Origin of the sequence: Halomonas sp. M20 (genome assembly GCF_020622265.1) — a bacterium.
Taxonomy (GTDB): Bacteria; Pseudomonadota; Gammaproteobacteria; order Pseudomonadales; family Halomonadaceae; genus Modicisalibacter.
Map to the genome: position 1 here is coordinate 1 of NZ_JACNMQ010000013.1, position 1,150 is coordinate 1,150.

Sequence of the window (1,150 nt, forward strand, 5' to 3'; positions counted from 1 at the left end):
TGAGCCATAGGCCAAGCAAGGTAGCCGCCACGATCAGCACCACCAGCATGGTGATCAGCGATGACTTGATGATGGCCTGCAACCCGGCTGTTGCCTCCTGCTCATCGAGGGCCACGCCCAGCTCCCAACCGCTGCCGGCAATGGGAACAATGGCGAGACGTTTATCGCCACCGATATCGATGTTTTGCCAGCCGCCCTCACCGGCCAGGCGATTAACCGCCTCCGGCGTCAGCCCTTCATTCAGGCGAGTCAACGGCTGCAAACTCAAGTCGGGATTCGGGTGGGCGATCAGCGTTTCACCCTTTGTACTCAAAAAAGCGAAGCTCGACGGGGTAGGCTGAATTGCAGCAACGTCCGCGACGATATTATCGATGGCAACATCAGTACCGATCACGCCGACCAGATTTCCATTACGCTTGATAGGGGTCGCAAAAGTCACCACGGTCAAGCCTTGGTTAGCCTCTACGTAAGGCAATGACACAATGGTCTCATTACGCTGTACTGCCTCCAGATACCAGCCACGCTTGCGTGGATCGTAATCGGCAGGTGCCTGCCAACCATCGGAGGACACGAAGCTGCCATCGGCTCGACCCAAGAAAGAAGTAAGAAAGTCTCCCGTGTCAGCCAGTTGTTTCAATGCGCTGTCCGGGTTGCCGGCATTCAGTGCGCCACTAGTTGCCTCAATGCTGCTCTTGCGTCCAGCAACCCACTCCTCGATGGTCGAGGCGCTTCCCACGGCCACGGCCTGCAAATTCTTTTCGATGGTGGCTTCGTAATGCGTCTTGACGGTGAAATAACTCACCCCGGCCACCAGCACCATGGCCAGGGCGATGATCGTCACACAAGAGACTTGTATGCGGCGTTTCAGGGAGGACAGCATGGCGTTCACTCGTTTGTTTGTGTTGTCGAAAGTTGAAAACGCCACTTCCAAATAGGCGGCGCTTGAATGGACTATCGGCTTTCAACCTGAAACGCTTGAGTCAAGGCTCGGAAAAAGCCCTTTTCAAAAAAACCTCTGCAAACGAACCGGCCCGGGCAATTGCCCGGGCCGGTTCGCTTTTCGGTGTCGTTATCAGACCCATTCACTTTCCTGATGGTTGGCGGTTTCCTCGTTCGAGGATGACAATACCAATGGCGCCTTGCCCTCCCG

The 1,150-nt window shown here is 55.7% G+C and carries 1 protein-coding gene; it reads right to left on the reverse strand.

Annotation, left to right across the window (positions count from 1 at the left end; translation table 11 throughout):
- The coding region (locus H7850_RS18045; protein WP_264477495.1) for a cache domain-containing protein at positions 1-880 on the reverse strand (880 nt) is incomplete at its 3' end.
- Between the last annotated feature and the right edge of the window lie 270 nt (positions 881-1,150).